We start from the raw sequence: 21,026 nt of genomic DNA on the forward strand, positions 1-21,026 counted from the left end.
GTTATATGCACACGTTAACATTTTATTTTAAAAAAGAGAGGCTCTTTTTTAAACAATACCAGGGACCCGGTAATTGCTCTGCCGGAGCGCATTGGACCGGCAGGGCAGGGGCGGGCAGATCCTTCCACATCCCTAAATTTCTGCGACCGTGTCCCGTACGACCAGCGAAGTCTTGACGAACAACTGCTGGGGTTTGGTCTCCGGCTGCTGCAGGAGCTGAATCAGCATCTTGGTGCCGAGCTCACTGATATCGGCAATAGGCTTGCGGACCGTAGTCAATGCCGGATTCGTGTAGCGGGCGAACATAATATCGTCGAAGCCGATGAGTGAAATCTGTTGCGGAATGCTGATCTTTCGGGCATAGCAGGCATTCATGGCGCCGATAGCCATATCGTCATTGGAGCAAAAGACGGCCGTAGGCGGATCAGGCAACTCAAGCAGCGTTGTCATTGCGGCATATCCGCTTTCAATGCTGTAATCACCGGCTGCAAAATAACTTGAATTCAGCTGAAGCTGGTGGGCGATCAGGCTATCTATGAAGCCCTGTTTACGCTCGGTTGAGGACTTGAAGCCGGGTTTGCCTTCAATAATTGCAAAACGCTGATGCCCTTGTGTTACGGCATAATCGATCGCTTCCTTCACACCTTCGCGGTCATTGGCTACAACGTTCATAATGCCGGGATCCTCCAATTGGCGGTTCAGCACCACAAGCGGGATGCCCATTGTTTTGACATGGTAGATAAAAGCGTTATCCTCGTCGCTCTGGCTCATGACCAGAATACCGTCAAAGCGTTGCGGCTGAATGTTGGCGTAATTGTGAACGCCGTCAATTCCGTTTACAGTCAGGTTAAAGTTCTCATCCAGCACATGGCTGATCCCTTTAATGACGTCGACCAGAAAGCTGGACGATGTTCCCTGATCAATACTGGAGAAGAACAGCCCGATGGTAAAGGACCGTTTGGTGACCAGGCTTTTGGCGCTGTAGTTCGGCACATAATTCATTTCCGCGGCGATTTTCTCGATCTTGTCCCGGGTTACTTTCTTGATTAGCGGGCTGCCGTTTAGTGCTCTGGAAACGGTGGTATGGGAAACGCCGGCAACACGTGCAATATCTTTGATAGTAATCATAATATCTCTCCGGGAAATAGAATTGTTAACGATTCCAGTGTAGTTCCTGAACGGGATCAAGTCAAGCGATTTATGAAATGCACACGTTAAAATTTATACTGGCAGAACACGCTTCCGGGAGCTATAATTTATTTGCATGGGACGGAAGAGGAGGAAAATGAAATGCTGGTGGGCAAAGAGGGCTTTTGCGATTTTCATTCGATCCAGGAGGCGGTTGATGCGCTTGAACGGCTGCCTTCAGGTAAAGCGGAGACGTTGTATATTCTGGCTGGTATTTATGAGGAGGCTGTGCGGATCTATCGTTCGGACCTGACGATCAGGGGCATCGGACAAGTTGAGATTACCAACAACCGTTACGCAAGGCAGAAAGATGAGACTGGAGAGGAACAGGGCACCTTTGCCACTCCGACCTTGTTTCTGGGTGGGAGCAGGCTGGTGCTGGAAAACCTGACCCTATCCAACACGGCCGGGCAAGGCACTAAAATCGGGCAAGCGCTTGCAGTATATGCACATTGCGACGAAACGGTCTTCCGCAACTGTATCTTAAAGGGGCACCAGGATACCCTGTTTACTGGCCCGCTGCCTCCGGCGAACAAACAGGGGGGAGCTTTCGGAGGAATCCCCCTCAAAGAGCGGCATAACCATTACCGCCAGCTGTACACCCATTGTTACATAGAAGGTACGGTAGATTTTATTTTTGGCGGTGCGACGGCTTATTTCGAGCATTGCGAAATCCGCAGCCTGCGGCACTACAATGATGGTCCTGGCTACATCACGGCAGGCTCCACACCGCCGGGCCAGCCATACGGTTACCTGTTCAAGGATTGTTACCTGACAGCTGCCCCGAATGTGGATGAAGTGTATTTGGGCCGTCCCTGGCGCGGCTATGCCAAGACGGAGATGGTGAATTGCCTCATGGGCGGGCATATTCATCCGTGCGGTTGGGATAACTGGGAGGAACCGGCCAATGAAGAGACCGTCCGGTACCGCGAATACGGTTTGGCGAAGAATGACCCTTTGAGAAAACAGCGTGTAGGCTGGGCTATTTTGCCGGACATGGGGGAAGAGGCGCCGGGCAAAGAGCAGGTTTTTGCCGGTACGGATTTTTGGAAAGTGTGGAAGGAGTGAGCGGAAACAGACAGGACCGGTAATTCCCTGCCCATTTTGAACAATTGTTTATGTGATGAGCCGCCGGGGAGCCTACTATGAGCTGGAACAAATGCAGGGATAAGTTAGCCCGCTGCAAGGGCATAAAAAAGTGGACACCGGGTCAATTTAAGTGTCCGCTTTTTTTGTTTTACTAGGGCTTGTCTTCAAACTGCTGGCTCTGAGCACGAACGGACCGAGATGCACCTATTTGGGGCTTTTAGCCTGTTACAGTAGGACAACGGACTCCAGCGCAGTTATTTCTCCCTGGTAGCCATTTTTAGATAGAATGCAGCGCAGATAAGTGCATCTGAGTCCGCAAAAGAGAATAAACAGGGGTTTTACTCTCCTTAGCGTCTCCTGAGTCCGTTTACGGGTAAACGTACCTGCTGCGAACTTTTAGGGACCCTGCTTTCAATACTAAATCTAGAAAAAGCAGGGGAATTGCCCTGAAAAGGGGAAATTAAAATAAAGCTTATGTGCGGTGCGTTAGGCCTTGTTATGCTGAAACTTCGTAATATCCCTGTCATAGTGCGAGATGGAGCCGTCGAATCTTTTTAAGCGTACATACTCTTCGGAGAATTTCTCAACAATCCCGAAGCCTACCTGGGAGTACATTCCATCGGGGTCAAGCTGCAGCGCGGACACAAAGGTCTGCGACAAGGCAGCAACAAAAAAATCGGCATTTTTAATAAGTGTTTGCGGCATAGTCCCGTCCCTCCGTTTATCGGCTCGAATTTTAATCGTTCCATAAAGTCATTTCAATCATTTTACGACAGGCTGTGACTTTTGAAAATAGGATTTAATTTGTAATATTTGCGAAAATAAAACTGTGGTTATGCAGGGAGGCAGGTGGCTTTCTAGTGAGGCCTATGAGGAAATTCGCTTACAGAGCGCTTGTTGTGCTGATTCTGCTAATTATTTTGACTGCTGTAATATACGTGCAAGTCAACAAATTCATCTTTTCTCATAGGGTAAAGGCCTATCTGATCGAAGAGAAGGGTTACAGCGATGAAACGATATCTTCGGTAAAAGGGGTTTGGGGAATCAAAGCACCGCCTTTTTTTGCCGTAGTGAGTTTTAGCGATGAGCCTGAGGTGGAGTATACTTATTTTGCCCATAATGAAGTAATGCAGTTCAGCCATGAGATCAGTCTTAAAGGCCGGAAGTCGGGAATCCGTGAGTCCAGTCTTAAGCATATTGAGCCTTATAATCCTTATTAAATACAATCTACAGAACAAGGTGGAACCCTCATGAATGACCTGACACAGCAAGCAAAAGAATGTTTTGCCCGGTATTTGGGCAGCTTTGTGCAGATGCACCGTGAAGGTGTACTGGAGCAGTACAAGAAATATGAAATCCCAAGGGAAATGGAGCTGCAATGGTTTCAGGAGATGGTAACCGGTTATTTGCAGCAATTGTCGATCCGTGATTGGGAGGCGGTGTCCGCACTGGATGCACTTTCCAGACAGTTCCAGGCTCCTGTTATCGTAGAAAATACAGCTTCCTTCGCTGCCCGCAACCTGCTCAGCGCCGACAGCATCGTCCGGCTGATGTATGCCGAAAGTCTGGTGGGAATCATCCGCTCGAACAAAGGGGGCATTCCCCGCGATCTTTTGTTCAGCGCTTGCCGCACAGCGGTTCAATTGCTTGAGTCTGTGATTGCAGAGCCGCTGGTCATAGATCCCGGACATGAACTGCAGTCGCTTGGACTTAAGGATAAGCGTGGGCTGAACAGCAGAGCGAAAAAAAGCATAGAAGAGATAGAAGTGCTGATCAATTAAAGCAAGCAAAGCAATATCGAAAGGGGATGGAAGATTTGCACTTAAGAACAGAAACAGCGGATGATTACCAAGAAGTATTTGATCTAAATTACCGGGCTTTTGGAAACCGTGAGGATGAATCGAGGCTGATTGAAAGAATAAGAGAGTCCGAAGACTTCATTCCTGAGCTTTCCATTGTGGCTGAGGAGGATGAGACGGTCATCGGCCATATTTTGTTAAGCGGAGCCAAGGTTACCGATGGTACTGCAGCCCATAACGTTATTGCTCTTGCCCCTATAGCTGTACATCCCGATTATCAGGGAAAAGGCGTGGGAAGACAGCTCATCGAGGAGGGGCTCAGCCGCTGCAAGGCGCTGGGGTATGGGCTTGTGCTGCTGATCGGCCATCCCTCCTATTATCCCAAATTCGGCTTTACACCAGCACGTGCATTTGGGCTGGAGCTGAAGCAATTTGAGGTGCCGGACGAGGTATTCCAGGTGTATGAGTTACAGGAAGGCCAGCTGGGGGACATTAAAGGTGAGCTGAGGTATCCAGAGGCGTTCTTTTGACACTTAAATGAAATGAATATGACATAAGGCTGTCTGGTTCGTTATGCTACGCTTTCCTGACAGAAAGTCTGAATGAAACAGCAGGAGGAGACTAACGTATGGCTGAACCATTAAAAGCAATGTACAACGAGGACTTTCTGCGTGGCCTCGGCGGAAAGATTAAAGCCGTATACGGGCTGTTCGATCTGGAAGGCTTCGTCCAGTCGGCGATGAAGGCGCCTTGGGAGGAACTGGAGCTTAAGGGACGGATGCGGCGGATTACAGAGACGCTTGGGTCTTTTTTGCCCCCGGGGTATGAGGACGCCTTGGATATTCTGTATGCGATAGATGAGCAATGTGTAGGTTTTCCGTACCTGATCTTCCCCGACTTTGTCGAGGTGTACGGGCAGGCGGAGGAACACTGGGAACGGTCGATGGCGGCACTGGAGCGGTTCACAAGAGGATCGTCGGCGGAATTTGCCGTTCGTCCCTTCCTGCTGCGCGAGCCGCAGCGGATGATGGCGCAGATGCTGCGCTGGTCCGGCCATTCCAGCGAGCATGTGCGGCGGCTGGCCAGTGAGGGTAGCCGGCCACGTCTGCCGTGGGGACAGGCGCTGCCGATGTTCAAGCGTGATCCGGCTCCGGTGCTGCCGGTGCTGGAACGGCTGAAGGCTGACCCGTCACTGTATGTGCGCAAGAGTGTGGCCAACAATTTGAACGATATCGCGAAGGATCATCCTGATGTTGTCATCGGGATTGCTCAGCGCTGGAAAGGTGAGAATGAGTACACGGACTGGATTGTGCGGCATGCCTGCCGTTCGCTGATCCGCAAGGCGGTCCCGGAAATTATGGAACTGTTTGGATATGCGGCTGAAGCGGAGGACACACCGCTTGTTGCCGATGCCTCGCTTTCCGTCGATCCGGCTATCGTGCAGATTGGGGGAAGCTGCGAACTGCGATACAGCCTTGATATTGCTCAAGGCGGCCCTGTGCGGATCCGGATTGAATATGGCATTGATTTTGTGAAAGCCGGAGGAAAGACATCACGCAAATTATTTCTCCTGTCTGATAAAACAGTGCCCGGCGGCAGTACTTTAAAGGCCACACGGACACACCGCTGGGGTGATTTGACGACCCGCCGCCATTATCCGGGAGAACACCGGATAACGCTGCTGGTGAACGGACGCGAAGCTGCTACGGCCATGCTGCAGCTGGAGAAGCAGGAGAAGCAGGAGAAGGGGGATATCGGGCTGTGATTATCAACAATTTATTAATCAAGCTGAAGGACAGCAGTCCGGGCAGCATAGCCAAGACAAGAGAGGTATTGCTTGGCATGCGCGAGAGAATAGAGTATATCCGCGATCTGAAAGTGGAGGTTGATGTCCGAAGCGGCACGTATGATCTTATGCTAATCGTTCAGTATGCATCAATGGCGGACATGGAGGCTTATCTGGTGCATCCTTATCATCTTGAGGTGTCCGGTTACATTGCAGGCGTGCTGGAATCGTCAGCTTCCCTCTGCTATGAATCGTGAGTATTTTGAATTTCCTGTATTGGAGACGGACAGGCTTAGATTAAGAGAAATTACAGCAGAGGATGCCGAGGGGATCTTCGCCTGCTTTTCCAGCAGCGAGGTCATGCGCTACTATGGGCAGGAGCCGCTTACGACACTTGCACAGGCGGGGGAATATGTTGATTTCTTCGCAGACAGCTTCCGGGTTAAGCGAGGTATCCGGTGGGGCATTGAGCTTAAGGGCAGCAAAGGGCTTATCGGGACAATCGGGTTTAACGCCTGGTCACCAAAGCACCAACGGGCCGAAATTGGCTATGAGCTCAATCCGGATTTTTGGCGCAAAGGTTATGCCGCGGAAGCGGTGTCCAGGGTTCTAGCTTATGGCTTCGAAAGAATGGAGCTGACCCGGATCGGCGCTGTAGTATTCACTGGAAATGAAACCTCTAAAGCGCTGCTGGTTAAACAGGGGTTTCAGCAAGAGGGGCTATTAAGAAACTATATGGTCCAGGACGGCAAGACGCATGACACAAATGTATATTCCATCGTAAAATGAGCAAGAGTTCTCTGAGTACAGCAATTTCAAAGATACGATCCCACGAGGATGGTATCTTTTTCTAGTTTTCGGCAGCCTATCTGCAACATATTGGAGTGTTATCATCGTTTAGAAAGAAATGGAGCAAGCGCGCGAAACCGCCAAAGGAGGAAATGAAGATGTTTAAGCTGCTGGCCTGTCTGCCGCTGCTGCTGGTTCTGCTGCTTGCAGGGTGTGAAAGCACGGATGGAGGAAACGGAAGTACTACACAGTCTGCAGCTCTACTGCAGAGGCCTGGCCACCTTATGCCTGAAGTGATGCCGGAGGATTTTGCCTTCTCCGTCCGTTTTGGAATTACCGGGAAGAATGAAATTAATACCTTTGAAGGCACCGTAACCAAGGATTTGGTGACCCAAGGTGAGGCAACTGCGGATCTGACGTTTACCGGGAGCGAAATGGCGGACATCTATACCCGCCTGCGGGATATTGATGTAATGGGTGAGCTGAAGCTGGAACCGGAACCGGCGAGGCAAAACTGCAATCAGACACCCTATGATGAAGAGCATTGGCAGATAAGGCTGAATGGAGAAGAGCAAACACTGGAATGGTCCGAGGAAAAATGCGAGGTCACCGAAGATGCCAAAAAGCTAAAGGAAATAAGAAGCTATATCTTTGAACTCGTCAAGACAAAAGCGGAATATCTGGAGCTGCCTGAAGCGGTGGGCGGATATGACTGAGTGAGAGAAGGAACGTCCACCCAAGTGCTCACGTTAATCCTGCTCAAAAAACGAGGGGTGTCCCAAGCAGCCATTTCACGGCTTTTGGGACACCCCTTGCGATCGGACGGAAATTAGTCCGTTTTGCGGCCATTCCCATGACATAACTCCACAGTCCGCCGGAGAGAGCATTCAGCAAGGCTGCGGATATCGTGATTGCCGGGAATAGGGCTCCCTCGGTTTATTTCTTCACTTCTGTGACGCCGGATACAATGCCCTGATCTGATGAGTCGAAGGTGGATTGATATTGATCATTCGCGAAATAGACGTTGCCCTTGATGGTGGCATTCACAACGCTGAAGCCGTCCGCCTCCACATAAACATCCCCGACAAAAGTGCCACCTTGAATCCGGGCATTTTCACTCTTAATGGTGATTTTGGGAGCAGTCAGTATGAACGAGTTAGTGATGTTGTGCTCCGCATCCTGGGTATAAAGGGCAATTTTGCGCGCAGGTTCTTCCTTGTTGATGAACTGGCCGTCCACAACGAGATCTTCGGTGAACGTAAGGTCATTCAAGGTTGCGGCAATCCAGGTGCCGTCTTTGCTGATCGCTTTTTTGAAATCCTCTCCATTGTTAACTACGGATGCTGAGGTAACAGCGTCAGTGGTTTCCGTAACATTGGTATTGCCGTTTGCGGACGCATCTGGATTTGCCGCATTATTGTTGTTCGAGTTACCGCATCCTACGAGTAGGGTCAAAGCGAATACTGCGGCCAGGCCTGCGATCTTTCTCATCTAAAGAACCTCCTTATGGTGTGTGAGACTATGTGTTATATTTACCGATCGTTCTATAAATGGTAAAATCGACCCAGAGAGGAGCATGATGATGGCAAGAAGCAAAGAGTTCGATGTCGACATTGTACTCGGCAAAGCAATGAATGTTTTCTGGCAGCAGGGCTATGAGAAAACCTCCATGCAGGATCTGGTGACCGGAATGGGAATTCATAAACGCAGCATGTATGATACTTTTGGCGACAAGCATACTTTATATATGAAAGCTATAGACCGGTATGTGCAGAATACCTCAGCCAATATGGAAGAACAGGTGAAGGAAGCGGCCTCAGCAAAAGGGGCAATTCGTCAACTGTTTGAACTGATTCTTCAGATGGCAGAAATGGACCCGAAGGGCTGCCTGCTTGTGAACACTGCGGTTGAGCTGTCCTATCATGATCCCGAGGCAGCAGCCAGAGTGAACGAAGCGTTCCTGGATACAGAGCAGCTTATTGAGAGATTGCTGCTGGATGGCCAGGCAAGCGGTGAAATCTCCAGACGCCGTCCGGCGGCGGATCTGGCGGCATATCTGCACAACGCGCTGGTAGGACTGAGGGTAATGGTCAAAACAACCAGGGATGTGAACAAACTACAAGGGATTATAGATACTACGCTTGAAGTGCTCGATTAAATTTCTCGTATAGTATGAGCTTGTGTCTGTCCAAATATCCGCAGATTTTTGAGCGGCAACAGGCTCTGATTATAATTTGACTTCAATATGGCCGCAGTTTGGATTACAATATTCTTCTGATGAATTTTTACGCGAAGGAAGGTCTGTTCCATGGCTAAGCAGAAATTTTATGTAGTATGGGAAGGCAAACAGCCGGGAGTGTACGGTACTTGGGCAGAATGCCAAGCCCAGACGGATCATTACACCGGAGCGAAATACAAGTCCTATGAATCCAGAGCTGCCGCAGACGCAGCGTACAAGGCTGGCTGGAAGGGGAATTGGGGAACGGGGGCATCATCCGCTTCCGGTAGCTCAAAGGGGAAACCGGCTGCCTCACGGGGACGGAGCGCCAGTGTAGAAACCTCGGCAGAGATAGATTATGACAGTATATCCGTTGATGTCGGCACACGGGGCAATCCGGGACCGGTAGAATACAAGGGTGTGGACACTCAGACCGGCGACATTATATTCAGCTGCGGACCCATTAAGAAGGGTACGAATAATCTGGGTGAATTTCTGGCAATTGTTCATGCGCTGGCCTTGCTGAAGAAAGAGGGCAGCAGCAGGACGGTTTACAGTGATTCTGTGAACGCGATGAAATGGGTCAAGCAGAAAAAGGTGGCCACGACTCTGCCTAGAGATGCCTCTACAGAGGAGATTTGGATACTCATTGACCGCGCCGAGCGGTGGCTGCAGAGCAACACTTATGACAACAAGCTGCTGAAATGGCAGACCAAAGTGTGGGGCGAGATCAAAGCGGATTACGGGCGGAAATAGCCCTGGCAACCCAGCTTTAGATCTGCCGTGCCACTGGAGTGCGTAAGCCAGCCTTATATTATGGGTAATAACAGGTAATGAATAATGATTACGTGAAAGATCGGAAGGAGAACGGGGATGTTCGGCAACGATTGGGATGAGGTATTGCAGGAGGAAACAACAAAGTCCTATTTTCAGGAACTGCGCTACACGCTTGCGGGTGAATATAAACAACATACAGTTTATCCGCCTAAAGAGCTGTTGTTCTCGGCGCTCAAGCTGACACCTTACAGCAAGACCCGGGTGGTCATTCTGGGACAGGACCCTTATCATGGTGCGGGACAAGCACACGGGTTAAGCTTCTCAGTGAAGCCCGGGGTGCGTATTCCGCCTTCGCTGCGCAATATTTATGCGGAGCTTCATACGGATACCGGGCTGCCGGTTCCGAACCACGGATCACTGCTGCACTGGGCCGAAGAGGGTGTCCTCATGCTGAACGCAGTGCTGACTGTGCGCGAAGGCCAGCCCAATTCACATAAGGGACTAGGCTGGGAGACTTTCACTGATGCCATCATGGAGAAGCTGAATGAACGGACAGAGCCGATGGTATTTATCCTATGGGGAAGCCACGCTCAGCAAAAAGGGGCTTATATCGACCGGGACCGGCATATGGTGATTCAGTCACCGCATCCGAGTCCGTTCTCGGCACATCGCGGCTTTCTGGGCAGCCGTCCCTTCTCCAGAGCCAATCAGTATCTGGAGTCACATGGTCTTAAAGGAATAGATTGGTCCATACCGAATGTATAGGTAGCACGGACACAGCGAAGGGGGTGGAGCAATGAAGCATTGGGTTGGCAGACCGGTCATTATGTATTGCGGGGAAGAGCCTTACACCATTATGAAGGGCGTTCTGCGCAAATGGGATCCAGCCGCTTCGGTGGCCGTGATCGGCCATCAGGAAATTGCTGTACCTTTTCGTGACATTGTGTTCATTAAGGCTCTGGCTCCCAAAGAGAGAGCCTTGCCCCCGGTTCTTCATTCCGTTGGATATGTCATGAGAGAGCGCCAGCAGTTCGATAACGCAGTTTATTTCAAATCAGCAGTAACCGTGTGGAAAGGTGATCAGCTGATTGCTTTTAATACAACCATAGCATCGCATACCAAAGGTTCGGTAACCCTGGTGGACGGGCAGAATCTGATGAAAGGCACACACATCTTTGTCGTCCGCTCCCTTCGGGGCTGAGGAAGACAATAAAGAAACGGCTGCACCCTCCCGATTAAGGGTGGCGCAGCCGTTTTTTGGTTTTGTTTCAGGGGCCTCTACGAGAAGTTAGCCTCACTAGCAGCTGTTATAGCTGTTCTTCCTTGATGACCTCAACTTCTTCAACACGTTCCGCGACGATAATCTCATAGATTCGCAGAAATATGATTTTGATAATCATATATACGGGAAGAGCAATCAGCACACCGATGATGCCGAAGAAATCTCCGCCGATCAGCACAAGGAGTACCGTCGTGAGCGGGTGAACATCCAGCGACTTGCCGTAAATAATCGGAGAAAGCACATTATCTTGAATTTGCTGGGCAACTACAATAATGACCAAAGACCAAATCGCCATGGATGGCGAATCAATGAATCCCACAATGACTACAGGGATTGCTGCCAGCAGAGAGCCGACATAAGGAATGAAATTAAGCGGTATGGAAATTACGGCGAGCAGGAGCGAATAGGGCAATCCAATAATCAGAAAGCCGATATAGAGCATAATTCCCAGCACAACATTGAGCAGAACCCGGGTCACGATAAAACCGCTGAGTGCGCTGTCGATATCCTTCAGCATTTCCTGGCCTTCCTTGCGGTACTTTCTCGGAATCAGGCTCTGCAGAATAGGGGACAGCTTGTGTCCGTCCTTCAGCATGTAATAAAGAATAATCGGCAAAGTGGCAATTACGACCACAATGCTTGAAATGACACCGATAAGATTGGTCATCGAGTTGGTGACCCAGGTAATCCCATCGTTCAAATATTCCGAGAGCCGGGCGGCCAAGTCGGTATCCCCTTTGAAGAATCTTGACAATGAAGGATCATTCTGCAGCTTGTTGAACTGATCCTGCATTCCCTGAACCAGGTAAGGGGTATTGTCAATAAAGTTCTGAATCTGTTCACGAAGTGTCGGCCAGACCAGCACCCAGAACAGGATGAATAGTCCCACAGCGACAAGATAAATCAGCAGGATGGATAATCCGCGTCCCAGTTTATGGCGCTCCAGGAATGAGACCAGCGGCCGCAGCAGGTAATACATGAATCCGGACAGCATCATCGGCACAAGCAGCAGATTCAGGATCGCCACCACAGGAGTGAACAGAAAAATAACTTTGGAGCCCAGATACAGAATCGTCAGAAAGGCGATAATGGCTAGGCATGTTCGAAAATACTTGCTTTGTAGCATAGCAGCCTCCCCTTCATTCTAAATAATGCCTGTATGTATCAGCATCAGGATCATTGGTAGATCTACCAATATACTAATAGTACATTAAAATCGCGGTAAATCTAAACCCGATTCTATCTTTATAACCGATATACGAGAGTTTGATTCAAGTTTATCCGGAACCAGGACAACCGGCCGGCCGGTTCAAGCCGCAAAGGTGGCGGTTAATATCGCTTAAACAGGAGGGATGTCATATGACTATGCTGGTTGTAGGAATATTCGGGCACCGGAGCGATGCAATACTGGCGATAGAGGCGGTGCAGGAGCTCGGAGTCAAAGCGAAGCAGATCTCGGTTGTGACGAAGGAGAAAAATACGCTGGCGGTCATCAGCCACGATACAGGGATTGGCAAGCCCGAAGCCGGGGAAGGCAATGCAGGCTTGTTCGGAACAGCGAGAGGCCTGGGGGTAGGGCTGGATATGTTGTCCGACACAGCGGTGGCAGCGGGGCCTGCAGCGAAGAAGCTGGCTGGGGCTGATCTGGATATCGACGGTCTTACCGTCAGCCTGATTAGCATCGGAATTCCCAAGGAGGATGCGGAGGCCTATGCCAAACATGCTCACCTCGAGCATATTATTGTGATTGTCACATTTAAGGATGAAGAACATCGCAGGAAGATAAACGCCATATTTGAAAAACATCAGGCCATACCTCTTGCGTCTGCCTAATGCGAAAGAACTTTTTGCCATAGATTAAGCTTTAACGCGGTGGACGGGATTTCCGTCGGGCCGCTTTTTTTTTTCTGGATTGTATGAATAAAAGCGGGTCGATATTTACCTGGCCTCCGGTTTCCTTGGTCACTTGCTTCGCTTTGACGAGGGCCAAAAATGCGAATACTTCTCCCAACGCGGCTAGACCGGCAGCGATAATTTCATAATCTTCAGCGCTTAGCTCCGCGGATTCTACCGGATTGCTGGCACCGGAATTATTATTCAGATTGCTGGCACCCATGCGGTTGCGATATCCAAAGTTGTTTTTGTTATTGGCCATTTCCTGTTCACCCGCTTTTCCCCATATGTATTATAAATATGTAACACCCCGGGCAGATGAAATAGGCGTTCGGGAGGATATTTCAGACAGCCGGCTTTGAGCAGATATGATCAAGAAAAAGGAGCTTTACAGATGATGAAAACGCTGTTATTATCATAAATAAGCAAAAGTAATCACAAACAGTCAATTTCAATCAAAATCGAGCAGTGGAATCTATTCGATCAAAATATGGAGTATAAGGATTATTGTTAATTCAGATCCTAAAGAAGCCGGAAGGTAACGCTGTTCCGTTAAGGAGTGAACCGTCATGCTGTTTGAAGAGGAAAGAAAACGTAGCATCGTGCAGTTTGTTGAGAAGCACACGAGGGGCTCGGTGCAGGAGCTTAGCCAGCAGCTTGGCGTATCCGAATCGACGGTCCGCCGTGATCTTAAAGAGCTGGAGGAAGCACGGCTGCTGAAACGGACGCATGGCGGGGCGGTCTCCCTGCAGAGCGTCAACTTTGAAGCGGTATTTCAGGACAAGGAAGACCGGTTCCTCGAGGAGAAGCTGCGGATCGCCCGCAAAGCGGTGGAGATGATCCAGGACGGCGATGCAATCCTGCTTGACGGAGGAACAACAACCCTGCAGATTGCCAGGGAGCTGAAATCCTTCTCTAATCTTAAGGTCATTACTAACTCTATCATGGCGCTAAACGAGCTGAAGGAGTGCCGTAATATCGAAGTATCCATCACGGGCGGTATGCTTCGTCCGGATACACTTGCTTTTGTGGGACCGATGACGGAGCGGTCACTGGAGATGGTGCGGGTGGATAAGGCGTTTCTCGGTACGAACGGGCTGGATGTGCATGAAGGCATTACCACACCGAATATGCTGGAAGCCGCCACCAAACGCAAAATGATCTCGGTTGCCAAGCAGGTCATTCTGCTGGCTGATCATAGCAAGGTCGGGCAGGTATCCTTTTGTAAGGTGGCGGATCTGCAGGAAATTGATCATTGCATTCTGGATTCGGAAACGCCGGAGAGCTTTATCCGTGAGCTTGAAATGATGGATATGGACTATACATTAGTTTGAAAACTAGAAAACCACAATAATGAGGGATAATCATGATATATACAGTGACACTTAACCCTTCCATTGACTATATCGTGGAAGTTGACCAGGTAAAGCTTGGCAGCCTGAACCGGATGAAACGTGATTTGAAGCTGCCGGGCGGTAAAGGGATCAACGTCTCGCGTGTTCTGAACCAGTTGAACGTCCAGAATAAGGCAATTGGCTTTCTTGGGGGCTTTACCGGCCGTTATATTGAAGATTGGCTGCATGAAGAAGGCATTGCGAGTGATTTCGTATCCGTTTCGGATGATACCCGGATTAACATCAAGCTCAAAGCCGGAGAGGAGACGGAGATTAACGGAATGGGTCCGGTGATCAGGGATAACGAAGCTGAGGCACTGCTTCAGAAGCTTGCTAATCTGCAGGCGGGCGACATCGTTATAATGTCCGGAAGCATTCCTCCTTCGCTCGGTGAGGATTTCTATAACAGGCTGATAGGCGTATGCAAGCATCACGGGGCCGAATTTGTTATTGATACGACCGGACAAGCATTGCAACAGGCATTGCCTCTGGGACCGCTGCTTGTTAAGCCGAATCATCATGAGCTGGCAGAGTTGTTCGGGGTTCAAATCAGCAGCAAGGAAGATCTTATCACCTACGGGCGTAAGCTGCTGGAGCTCGGGGCGAAGCATGTGCTGGTCTCCATGGCGGGAGAGGGGGCTCTGTTCATTTCAGAGAATAGCCTGTTCCGCGCCAACGCGCCGGCAGGCAAGGTGAAGAATTCGGTAGGTGCGGGGGACTCTATGATTGCTGGTTTTGTTGGCACATTGTCCTTGACAGGAGATGTACTGCAGGCATTCCGTGCAGGAGTAGCTTCCGGCAGCGCAACCGCATTCTCCGATGATCTGGCGGACAGAGAACTTATTGAGCAGCTCAAGCCCTTGATCGAAATTTCACAGTTGTAAACGGGCAGTTCAAGAAAAGAAGGGGAGTTGAAATAAATGAAAATTACAGACTTGATGATAAAAGAAACGATGATTATGGACCTCAAGGCCACGACCAAGGAAGCGGCGATCGACGAACTGATCGCCAGTCTAGCAGGCAGCGGGCGCATTAATGATCCTGTGCAGTTCAAGGAAATGATCCTGCTTCGGGAAGCCCAGTCCAGCACCGGCATTGGCGGAGGCATTGCAATGCCTCACGCCAAAACCCGGGCTGTCAACGAGGCAACGGTTGTGTTTGCTAAAAGTGCAGCGGGCGTTGATTTTGCCTCACTCGATGAGGAGCCGGCACAGTTGTTCTTTATGATTGCCGCGCCGGAGGGTGCTGGAAATATGCACCTGCGTACACTGGCTTCATTGTCCAGGTTGCTCATTGAAAGCGAATTCATCGAGGCGTTGATGAAAGCTTCCACCCCGGATGAAGTATCCGCTTTGTTCGATGCCAAACAGGCAGAGCAGGAGGCCAAGGAAAAGGAAAATGAATCCGGAAGCAGTACAAAGCAGGCTCCTGAACGCGTAATTACAGGCAACCCGGCTTCTTCAAACTTCGTCGTTGCGGTCACGGCGTGCCCTACAGGAATCGCCCATACCTTTATGGCTGAGGATGCATTAAAGAAAAAGGCCCTGGAAATGGGCGTCAACATCCGTGTGGAGACAAACGGTTCTGAAGGAGCACAGAATGTGCTGACCGAGGACGAAATCCGCCGGGCCAGCGGTGTCATCATCGCCGCCGACAAAAATGTGGAGATGGCCCGTTTCGCCGGCAAGCCGGTGCTGCAAAGACCGGTAAGCGACGGCATCCGCAAATCTGAAGAGCTGATCACCAAAGCAATGAACGGAGACGCGCCGATATACCGCAGTGAAGGCCGCAGCAGCGGGGATGCCCCAGCAGGGAACTCCTCCAGCATCGGTGGCAAGATCTACAAGGACCTGATGAACGGTATTTCACATATGCTGCCATTCGTAGTCGGCGGGGGGATTCTGCTGGCGATCTCCTTCCTGTTCGAACAGGTGGCAGGTGTAGATAATCCGCTTGTGAAGCTGCTGCAGACGATCGGCGGGGGAGATGGCGCCTTCCATTTCCTGATTCCGATTCTCGCCGGATTTATCGCTCTCAGCATCGGCGACCGTCCGGCGCTCATGCCCGGGATGGTCGGCGGTTATATGGCCTTGAACTCCAATGCCGGATTCCTTGGCGGACTTGCTGCAGGTTTCCTTGCGGGGTATGTGGTCATCCTGCTGCGTAAGGTTTTCGCCGGTCTGCCCAAAACCCTGGACGGCTTAAAGCCGATTCTGCTCTATCCGGTATTCAGTCTGCTCATTACCGGCGGCGTTATGTTCTACCTGTTTGATCCGGTCTTCAGCTGGCTGAATGAAGGACTTATCGATATTCTGAACGATCTGGGTACAGGCAATATGGTCATTCTGGGAATTATCCTCGGCGGAATGATGGCGATTGATATGGGCGGTCCGTTCAACAAAGCAGCATATACCTTTGCCATCGGTGTATTTACATCCAGCGGCAATACCAACGGATTGATGATGGCGGCTGTCATGGCGGGAGGGATGGTTCCTCCGCTGGCCATTGCGCTGGCAACCACATTCTTTAAGAACAAATTCACAGAAACAGAACGCAAGTCAGGTGTAACGAATTATGTGCTCGGCTTGTCATTCATTACTGAAGGAGCTATTCCCTTTGCAGCAGCCGATCCGCTGCGTGTCCTGACCAGCTGTATTATTGGTTCAGCTGTAGCTGGCGGACTTACACAGCTGTGGAACATCAACGTCCCGGCTCCGCACGGCGGAATTTTTGTAGCCGCTCTGTCCAGCAACGCTCTGCTGTTCATTCTGGCGGTTCTTATCGGAGCTGTTATTTCCGGCCTGACGCTGGGACTTTGGAAGAGGCCGCTTAAGGCTAATTAAGACAGTAAAACATCCGTACTGCGGGATTCAGATTTCAACTCTGAGTCCCGCAGTTTTTTTTGCCTGAACGAACTGCATTTTGCAGGCGTATTTCTGTATAATTACAAATATACTTAACGAGAAGATAAAGGAGCGAGCGAGATGATTCTGCACAAAGGGGAGGCTTTGTTCCGCCAGGGAGACAGCTGCCAAAATCTGTACAAGGTAAAGAGCGGGCTGTTTAAGGTGACAAGGCTGCATGAGAACGGGAACATGGTGCTGTTCAACCTGTTGTATCCCGGTGAGACGGTTCCCCATCATTCCCTCATTTCGCCAAAGGAGGCGCATGGAACGGCGGTGGCGATGATGAGGAGCGAGGTGGAGGTCATTCCGGCTGCGGAATGGTACCGCGAGCTGCGTGAGGAGCCGGATAAAGTGATGGAAATCGCTCTGCTGCTCCAGGAGAAGGTTCGTTTTATGCAGACACGCATTGACCACCTTACTGTCGGATCGCCGGGGGAGCGGATGGAGCTGCTGACCCGCTGGCTGAATGAGTACTCATATGGAGCACAGCTGACAGACCTGCTGACACAGGAAGAAATTGGGCAATTGATCGGCGTCCGGCGGGAGACGGTGAACCGTCTGCTGCGAAATCCGGGCTAATTCATGCTTTTTATTGGAAAACTGTTTAGAGTGACTCCTTTGCGTGGTATAATCTAAACAGAACATATCAAACTAAAGAAAGGATCAGGATACCATGTGTCCCCGAAGGACGATTCCCCAAAGGACGATTTGGAAACGTTATGATCTGTCTTATACTTAGCTTCCCTGTAGAATGTGCGCGAACCGTTGTTAATTGACGAAGCCGCCTCTGCGTGGGAAGGGAGTATTGTATGCGAAGGAAGAACTCTTCTGGTTTTACCCCTCGTAGAGGCTGGCGGGACGTCTAAGCCGCCATTTACGATAAGGGGAGACCTGTATGAAGAAACAAGACAGTGGCATGAGGTTGCCGCTACGACTCATTATTATTTTATCCGGAACATTGTTACTTGCATTTACTTATTATCACATCAATTATCAGAATCATTTGACCGAGGGCGGGTTTGTAGGCCTGGCACTGCTCGGCAAATACGTATTAGGAATTTCACCTTCACTATCTACGCTAATCTTAGACATTCCAGTACTCATAATCGCAATGATATTCAAAGGAAAATCGTTCGTGGTGAACACCTTCATCTCCGTAGGAGCCTTCACGGTATTCTATGGATTGATGGAACGCTATTCCGGATGGGTCATCGACTTGCAGGATAACTTGCCGCTTGCGGCTTTGTTGTCCGGTGTACTGACAGGTCTAGGAGCGGGAATGGTCCTGCGCGGCGGCGGGGCGAGCGGCGGAGACGATATTTTGTCCCTGCTGATCAGTGAATGGAAAGGAATTAAAGTGGGTACGGTATTCATCCTGATGGATGTAATTGTTTTGGCGTTGTCACTCTTCTATATGCCTCTCAAGGAAACCTTGTATACGGTGATGGCCGTGGTTGTAGCCGGCTATGTGATCACCTTTACCACGTCCTTGGGCAGACCGAAGCTGAGCAAGGCGCCGAAGATCCAGCCTGCACGCGTGAAGCCGCAGGATGGTACGGTAATGTGAATAGGGCAAAGTTAGCCCCATGTCATGGGGATCATTATGAGAGGCCAGCGGGAACTTACCCGGCTGGCCTCTTGTTTGTATGGCGAAGTTAACCGCCTTCCGGTAAAAAACAATTAAAAAGTTGATGTCGGGGAATTGTGTTATATAATGGAAACAAATAAAAGAACGGTGGGATCAGCGCTTTGATGATGACTATATTCCTGACAAAAGAAATCGGTTAATCCATTAACTGAATAACGCATGAACTGACCAGGCACAGGTATTCCCGGAGTACTGAGGGATTATTCCGCATGGCCGCAGCTCATGTTTCTTTTGTTATGAACTATAGTCTAGTCTCAAGCTGCCGTATCCATTGCCGCGATAGAGGTCTCTCTATTGCCGGGCACCGTTTGCGTAAAGCCGTGGATGAACAATGTTCATTCACGGCTTTTTGCTGTGCCCTGGAGGAGGCAGACAGGCTTTATTTTACCAAATCAAAGGGAGATGATGAGTAATGAACGGAGTTAAACCAAACGTCACTGCAGAGGAAATCGAAAGGATTGTCAGAAATGACCGGGGAATGCAAGCTGAGAATATCAGTGTGATGGAAGGCGGGAATCTCAGCACTGTTTTTTCATTCAAGGCTGAGGAACGCGAGTATGTTATTAGGTTCAGTGCAATGGAGGATGACTTCCAAACCGAGTCCTATATTGCAAATCTGCTCGCCTCACAGGGAGTACCTTTTCCGAGAGTATTGGGGCTGGGGCTACATAAGGCTTACAGCTATTGTATCTCGGAGCGCGTGACAGGGCATAATCTGGCAGACTTGCAAGCAGAGCAGAGGGCTGCACTGCTTCCCGAGCTGGTTCAAGTCATTACCGGGATGAACGGGCTGAAGCTGGACAGCAGCTCTTCTGGGTATGGTTTCTTGAACAAGGAAGGCCATGGCATCTATGCCAGCTGGGAGGAGTTCATCCGCTCTTTTTACGGGCAGGAGCAGCAGGAAGGCTTCTGGGAGAATTGGCATGAGCTGTTCACCAGCAGCTGTCTGGAGAAGGATGTGTTTGACGAGTGTTACGCCCGGTTGCTTGCATACAGCAAATATAACGCGCCGCACCGCCATTTTGTCCATAATGATTGCCATGAGTGGAACATACTCACAGACGGCCGCCGGATTACCGGAATTATCGACAGTAACAGCATATACGGGGATTTCATGATTGATGTGGCCTCAATGCATGCAATGATACCCGGTGTGGATATGGCACAGGTTTTCCGCAGGCATTATGAAGAGCTGGGAAAACCGATTGCGGATTTTGCAGAGCGCTTGACCGGCGCCCATTACTTTAAAGGGCTGGATGCCATGCGGTTTTACGCAAAAATGGGCTGGGATCATGCTTATACGGAGACGCGCGACCGTCTGCTGTCCATACCCTGCAATATTTAACAAAATGCTGAAACCGCTACAGGAGGGAGCGCGTATATATCTCATTCAAAAACATAGGATTACAAAAACTTTAGGGGGATAACAAGGATGAGTGCTCACGAAATTGATTATGTCATTATGGGCGAGGAAATTCAGTGTGTGGAGGTGCAGCTTGATCCTGGAGAGAGTGTAATTGCTGAAGCTGGGAGTTTCATGATGATGGACCCGGAGATTACGATGGAGACAATCTTTGGCGACGGATCAGGATCTGGACGGACAAATGGTCTGGTAGGCAAGCTGATGGGTGCAGGCAAACGCCTGCTGACCGGAGAAAGCCTGTTTATGACGATCTTCACGCACAGCGGGGCCTATGGCCGGAAGAGTGTCACCTTTGCCGCCCCGTATCCGGGCAAAATCATCCCGCTTGATCTCCAGCAATACCACGGCAAAATCATCTGCCAGAAGGATTCATTCCTCTGCGCTGCCAAAGGCGTGTCGGTGGGCATTGAATTCCAGCGCAAGCTGGGCGCAGGCTTCTTCGGCGGTGAGGGATTTATTATGCAAAAGCTGGAGGGCGACGGCCTCTCCTTCGTCCATTCCGGGGGATATGTGCTGGAACGGACGCTGCAGCCTGGAGAGACAATCAAGATCGACACCGGCTGTCTTGTGGCCATGACTTCGTCTGTGGATTATGATATCGAATTTGTCAAAGGTGTTAAGACCGCGCTGTTTGGCGGTGAAGGATTGTTCTTTGCTACCCTGCGCGGGCCGGGCAAGGTATGGGTACAGTCGCTGCCGTTCAGCCGGATGGCGGACCGCATTCTGTCGGCAGCCGGCAACACCGGCCGCAAGGAAGAAGGAAGCATCCTTGGGGGCCTTGGCAATCTGCTGGATGGCAGATAGGATCGCCAGAGACAAGAATTAGAATTGCCG

The 21,026-nt window shown here is 50.3% G+C and carries 25 protein-coding genes; 20 read left to right on the forward strand and 5 right to left on the reverse strand.

Annotated elements, in window-relative coordinates; all coding sequences use genetic code 11:
• Positions 1–132: 132 nt before the first annotated feature.
• Positions 133–1,128 (reverse strand): LacI family DNA-binding transcriptional regulator, encoded by a 996-nt coding sequence (locus NYE29_RS20175; RefSeq protein ID WP_340897213.1) that lies wholly within the window; start codon positions 1,126–1,128, stop codon positions 133–135.
• A gap of 162 nt (positions 1,129–1,290) precedes the next feature.
• Between NYE29_RS20175 and NYE29_RS20180 the strand changes: the two genes are divergently transcribed.
• The gene (locus tag NYE29_RS20180; protein ID WP_340897214.1) at positions 1,291–2,256 is read left to right on the forward strand and encodes a pectinesterase family protein; all 966 of its coding nucleotides are present in this window, start codon (positions 1,291–1,293) and stop codon (positions 2,254–2,256) included.
• A gap of 507 nt (positions 2,257–2,763) precedes the next feature.
• On the opposite strand, the gene NYE29_RS20185 is transcribed toward NYE29_RS20180, so the two are convergent.
• Positions 2,764–2,982 carry a hypothetical protein gene (locus tag NYE29_RS20185; protein WP_340897216.1) on the reverse strand — a complete coding sequence of 73 codons (219 nt, stop codon included), beginning with the start codon at positions 2,980–2,982 and terminating at the stop codon, positions 2,764–2,766.
• Between the two features lie 164 nt (positions 2,983–3,146).
• On the opposite strand from NYE29_RS20185, the gene NYE29_RS20190 reads away from it, so the two are divergent.
• The 7 genes from NYE29_RS20190 to NYE29_RS20220 all read left to right on the forward strand — a co-directional run bounded on the left by NYE29_RS20190 (position 3,147) and on the right by NYE29_RS20220 (position 7,367).
• Complete coding sequence (locus NYE29_RS20190) at positions 3,147–3,497, forward strand: DUF3139 domain-containing protein (RefSeq protein ID WP_340897218.1); 351 nt, start codon at positions 3,147–3,149, stop codon at positions 3,495–3,497.
• A 30-nt stretch (positions 3,498–3,527) separates the two neighbouring features.
• Complete coding sequence (locus tag NYE29_RS20195) at positions 3,528–4,058, forward strand: hypothetical protein (RefSeq protein WP_340897220.1); 531 nt, start codon at positions 3,528–3,530, stop codon at positions 4,056–4,058.
• A gap of 26 nt (positions 4,059–4,084) precedes the next feature.
• The gene (locus NYE29_RS20200) at positions 4,085–4,606 is read left to right on the forward strand and encodes a GNAT family N-acetyltransferase (protein WP_340897222.1); all 522 of its coding nucleotides are present in this window, start codon (positions 4,085–4,087) and stop codon (positions 4,604–4,606) included.
• A gap of 98 nt (positions 4,607–4,704) precedes the next feature.
• Positions 4,705–5,841 carry a hypothetical protein gene (locus NYE29_RS20205; RefSeq protein WP_340897224.1) on the forward strand — a complete coding sequence of 379 codons (1,137 nt, stop codon included), beginning with the start codon at positions 4,705–4,707 and terminating at the stop codon, positions 5,839–5,841.
• Positions 5,838–6,119 (forward strand): Dabb family protein, encoded by a 282-nt coding sequence (locus tag NYE29_RS20210; protein ID WP_340897226.1) that lies wholly within the window; start codon positions 5,838–5,840, stop codon positions 6,117–6,119. The genes NYE29_RS20205 and NYE29_RS20210 overlap by 4 nt, the downstream gene beginning before the upstream one ends.
• Positions 6,109–6,651, forward strand: coding sequence for a GNAT family N-acetyltransferase (locus NYE29_RS20215; RefSeq protein ID WP_340897228.1), 543 nt, complete (start codon positions 6,109–6,111; stop codon positions 6,649–6,651). The genes NYE29_RS20210 and NYE29_RS20215 overlap by 11 nt, the downstream gene beginning before the upstream one ends.
• A 158-nt stretch (positions 6,652–6,809) precedes the next feature.
• A complete protein-coding gene (locus tag NYE29_RS20220; RefSeq protein WP_340897231.1) occupies positions 6,810–7,367 on the forward strand; it encodes a hypothetical protein in 558 nt (185 codons plus the stop codon).
• A 220-nt stretch (positions 7,368–7,587) separates the two neighbouring features.
• On the opposite strand, the gene NYE29_RS20225 is transcribed toward NYE29_RS20220, so the two are convergent.
• On the reverse strand, positions 7,588–8,142 hold the full coding sequence (locus NYE29_RS20225; protein WP_076108818.1) for a hypothetical protein: 555 nt from the start codon (positions 8,140–8,142) through the stop codon (positions 7,588–7,590).
• 91 nt (positions 8,143–8,233) lie between these two features.
• Between NYE29_RS20225 and NYE29_RS20230 the strand changes: the two genes are divergently transcribed.
• The 4 genes from NYE29_RS20230 to NYE29_RS20245 all read left to right on the forward strand — a co-directional run bounded on the left by NYE29_RS20230 (position 8,234) and on the right by NYE29_RS20245 (position 10,847).
• A complete protein-coding gene (locus NYE29_RS20230) occupies positions 8,234–8,809 on the forward strand; it encodes a TetR/AcrR family transcriptional regulator (RefSeq protein ID WP_076108819.1) in 576 nt (191 codons plus the stop codon).
• 150 nt (positions 8,810–8,959) lie between these two features.
• Positions 8,960–9,625, forward strand: a complete 666-nt coding sequence (rnhA, locus tag NYE29_RS20235) for a ribonuclease H (protein ID WP_076108820.1) — start codon at positions 8,960–8,962, stop codon at positions 9,623–9,625.
• Positions 9,626–9,742: 117 nt separating this feature from the next.
• Positions 9,743–10,411 (forward strand): uracil-DNA glycosylase, encoded by a 669-nt coding sequence (locus NYE29_RS20240; protein WP_340897235.1) that lies wholly within the window; start codon positions 9,743–9,745, stop codon positions 10,409–10,411.
• 31 nt (positions 10,412–10,442) lie between these two features.
• Positions 10,443–10,847 carry a hypothetical protein gene (locus NYE29_RS20245; protein ID WP_038595039.1) on the forward strand — a complete coding sequence of 135 codons (405 nt, stop codon included), beginning with the start codon at positions 10,443–10,445 and terminating at the stop codon, positions 10,845–10,847.
• A 106-nt stretch (positions 10,848–10,953) separates the two neighbouring features.
• On the opposite strand, the gene NYE29_RS20250 is transcribed toward NYE29_RS20245, so the two are convergent.
• Positions 10,954–12,054, reverse strand: a complete 1,101-nt coding sequence (locus tag NYE29_RS20250; RefSeq protein ID WP_076108822.1) for an AI-2E family transporter — start codon at positions 12,052–12,054, stop codon at positions 10,954–10,956.
• Positions 12,055–12,287: 233 nt separating this feature from the next.
• Here NYE29_RS20250 and NYE29_RS20255 point away from each other — a divergent pair, with 233 nt between their 5' ends.
• On the forward strand, positions 12,288–12,761 hold the full coding sequence (locus NYE29_RS20255) for a hypothetical protein (RefSeq protein WP_340897238.1): 474 nt from the start codon (positions 12,288–12,290) through the stop codon (positions 12,759–12,761).
• Between the two features lie 31 nt (positions 12,762–12,792).
• On the opposite strand, the gene NYE29_RS20260 is transcribed toward NYE29_RS20255, so the two are convergent.
• Entirely contained in the window at positions 12,793–13,083 is a 291-nt protein-coding gene (locus NYE29_RS20260; RefSeq protein WP_340897240.1) for a hypothetical protein, read from the reverse strand.
• Positions 13,084–13,390: 307 nt separating this feature from the next.
• Here NYE29_RS20260 and NYE29_RS20265 point away from each other — a divergent pair, with 307 nt between their 5' ends.
• The 7 genes from NYE29_RS20265 (at position 13,391) to NYE29_RS20295 (ending at position 20,996) form a co-directional block, all read left to right on the forward strand.
• A complete protein-coding gene (locus NYE29_RS20265; protein ID WP_038595031.1) occupies positions 13,391–14,155 on the forward strand; it encodes a DeoR/GlpR family DNA-binding transcription regulator in 765 nt (254 codons plus the stop codon).
• A gap of 32 nt (positions 14,156–14,187) precedes the next feature.
• Entirely contained in the window at positions 14,188–15,099 is a 912-nt protein-coding gene (pfkB, locus tag NYE29_RS20270) for a 1-phosphofructokinase (protein ID WP_340897243.1), read from the forward strand.
• A 36-nt stretch (positions 15,100–15,135) separates the two neighbouring features.
• Positions 15,136–17,058 (forward strand): PTS fructose transporter subunit IIABC, encoded by a 1,923-nt coding sequence (locus NYE29_RS20275; protein WP_076108826.1) that lies wholly within the window; start codon positions 15,136–15,138, stop codon positions 17,056–17,058.
• Positions 17,059–17,199: 141 nt separating this feature from the next.
• Positions 17,200–17,700 carry a Crp/Fnr family transcriptional regulator gene (locus NYE29_RS20280; RefSeq protein WP_038595026.1) on the forward strand — a complete coding sequence of 167 codons (501 nt, stop codon included), beginning with the start codon at positions 17,200–17,202 and terminating at the stop codon, positions 17,698–17,700.
• A gap of 316 nt (positions 17,701–18,016) precedes the next feature.
• Entirely contained in the window at positions 18,017–18,688 is a 672-nt protein-coding gene (locus NYE29_RS20285) for a YitT family protein (protein ID WP_038595024.1), read from the forward strand.
• 493 nt (positions 18,689–19,181) lie between these two features.
• On the forward strand, positions 19,182–20,114 hold the full coding sequence (locus NYE29_RS20290) for a phosphotransferase family protein (RefSeq protein WP_076108827.1): 933 nt from the start codon (positions 19,182–19,184) through the stop codon (positions 20,112–20,114).
• A gap of 87 nt (positions 20,115–20,201) precedes the next feature.
• Entirely contained in the window at positions 20,202–20,996 is a 795-nt protein-coding gene (locus NYE29_RS20295; protein WP_076108828.1) for a TIGR00266 family protein, read from the forward strand.
• The last annotated feature ends 30 nt before the right edge of the window (positions 20,997–21,026 follow it).

Origin of the sequence: Paenibacillus sp. FSL M7-1046, from assembly GCF_038007405.1 — a bacterium.
GTDB lineage: Bacteria > Bacillota > Bacilli > Paenibacillales > Paenibacillaceae > Paenibacillus_AQ.

Bases quoted from the DNA above. Each gene is read 5' to 3' on its own strand.
- NYE29_RS20295 (WP_076108828.1), top strand. From the start codon at position 20,202: ATGAGTGCTCACGAAATTGATTATGTCATTATGGGCGAGGAAATTCAG.
- NYE29_RS20255 (WP_340897238.1), top strand. From the start codon at position 12,288: ATGACTATGCTGGTTGTAGGAATATTCGGGCACCGGAGCGATGCAATA.
- NYE29_RS20290 (WP_076108827.1), top strand. From the start codon at position 19,182: ATGAACGGAGTTAAACCAAACGTCACTGCAGAGGAAATCGAAAGGATT.
- NYE29_RS20275 (WP_076108826.1), top strand. From the start codon at position 15,136: ATGAAAATTACAGACTTGATGATAAAAGAAACGATGATTATGGACCTC.
- NYE29_RS20260 (WP_340897240.1), bottom strand. From the start codon at position 13,083: ATGGCCAATAACAAAAACAACTTTGGATATCGCAACCGCATGGGTGCC.
- rnhA (WP_076108820.1), top strand. From the start codon at position 8,960: ATGGCTAAGCAGAAATTTTATGTAGTATGGGAAGGCAAACAGCCGGGA.
- pfkB (WP_340897243.1), top strand. From the start codon at position 14,188: ATGATATATACAGTGACACTTAACCCTTCCATTGACTATATCGTGGAA.
- NYE29_RS20240 (WP_340897235.1), top strand. From the start codon at position 9,743: ATGTTCGGCAACGATTGGGATGAGGTATTGCAGGAGGAAACAACAAAG.
- NYE29_RS20220 (WP_340897231.1), top strand. From the start codon at position 6,810: ATGTTTAAGCTGCTGGCCTGTCTGCCGCTGCTGCTGGTTCTGCTGCTT.
- NYE29_RS20185 (WP_340897216.1), bottom strand. From the start codon at position 2,982: ATGCCGCAAACACTTATTAAAAATGCCGATTTTTTTGTTGCTGCCTTG.
- NYE29_RS20175 (WP_340897213.1), bottom strand. From the start codon at position 1,128: ATGATTACTATCAAAGATATTGCACGTGTTGCCGGCGTTTCCCATACC.
- NYE29_RS20205 (WP_340897224.1), top strand. From the start codon at position 4,705: ATGGCTGAACCATTAAAAGCAATGTACAACGAGGACTTTCTGCGTGGC.
- NYE29_RS20225 (WP_076108818.1), bottom strand. From the start codon at position 8,142: ATGAGAAAGATCGCAGGCCTGGCCGCAGTATTCGCTTTGACCCTACTC.
- NYE29_RS20200 (WP_340897222.1), top strand. From the start codon at position 4,085: ATGGAAGATTTGCACTTAAGAACAGAAACAGCGGATGATTACCAAGAA.
- NYE29_RS20250 (WP_076108822.1), bottom strand. From the start codon at position 12,054: ATGCTACAAAGCAAGTATTTTCGAACATGCCTAGCCATTATCGCCTTT.
- NYE29_RS20195 (WP_340897220.1), top strand. From the start codon at position 3,528: ATGAATGACCTGACACAGCAAGCAAAAGAATGTTTTGCCCGGTATTTG.
- NYE29_RS20280 (WP_038595026.1), top strand. From the start codon at position 17,200: ATGATTCTGCACAAAGGGGAGGCTTTGTTCCGCCAGGGAGACAGCTGC.
- NYE29_RS20245 (WP_038595039.1), top strand. From the start codon at position 10,443: ATGAAGCATTGGGTTGGCAGACCGGTCATTATGTATTGCGGGGAAGAG.
- NYE29_RS20190 (WP_340897218.1), top strand. From the start codon at position 3,147: ATGAGGAAATTCGCTTACAGAGCGCTTGTTGTGCTGATTCTGCTAATT.
- NYE29_RS20265 (WP_038595031.1), top strand. From the start codon at position 13,391: ATGCTGTTTGAAGAGGAAAGAAAACGTAGCATCGTGCAGTTTGTTGAG.
- NYE29_RS20180 (WP_340897214.1), top strand. From the start codon at position 1,291: ATGCTGGTGGGCAAAGAGGGCTTTTGCGATTTTCATTCGATCCAGGAG.
- NYE29_RS20215 (WP_340897228.1), top strand. From the start codon at position 6,109: ATGAATCGTGAGTATTTTGAATTTCCTGTATTGGAGACGGACAGGCTT.
- NYE29_RS20230 (WP_076108819.1), top strand. From the start codon at position 8,234: ATGGCAAGAAGCAAAGAGTTCGATGTCGACATTGTACTCGGCAAAGCA.
- NYE29_RS20285 (WP_038595024.1), top strand. From the start codon at position 18,017: ATGAAGAAACAAGACAGTGGCATGAGGTTGCCGCTACGACTCATTATT.